Source organism: Chryseobacterium sp. OSA05B (assembly GCF_019970065.1).
Classification (GTDB): Bacteria; Bacteroidota; Bacteroidia; order Flavobacteriales; family Weeksellaceae; genus Chryseobacterium.
The window spans coordinates 1-471 of sequence record NZ_JAHXYH010000101.1; the positions used below are offsets into that span (position 1 = coordinate 1).

Annotated in this window: 1 pseudogene; it reads left to right on the plus strand. The window is 35.5% G+C overall.

Features of this window, described 5'->3' with window-relative positions:
- Nucleotides 1-209 (plus strand): annotated as a pseudogene (locus LC419_RS23785) (hypothetical protein); the annotation flags it as partial.
- Nucleotides 210-471: the final 262 nt, after the last annotated feature.

Genomic DNA, 471 nt, shown 5'->3' on the forward strand with positions numbered 1-471 from the left:
TGAATTTTTATGGCTCGGCAGCGGCAGGTGTTAATCTTACTTCGTCAACAGAGCGTAAAAACGGCCAGACTGCCAAAGACAGCAAAGTTGGCTTTGCCTATCAGGTAAGTCCTGCGGGATTAAGAGTGGGCAAAAAACTGGCAGGATTTGCTGAAGTAGGATATGGAAACAAGGGTATTGTTACCGCCGGCATCAGCTATGGGTTCTGATAGAAAACAGCTCAGAGTAAAGATTTATTTTATATTTTTAAACCATCTTTTAAGACACCTTTTTGACTTCATTATTAGTGGTCCATATCGGTTTTTAATAGTCAAAAATAGTTGGTGAAATTCTTTGTAATATCGATTTTTATTGATGATACAGAAAGTTTATTGAACATTGTTTCAATAAACTTTTTTTATGGCTGAAAATTCAAAAAAATCGTTTTTGGATTTGCAAAAGTCTTGATGTAATTTCCTGGGGAAAACAAAA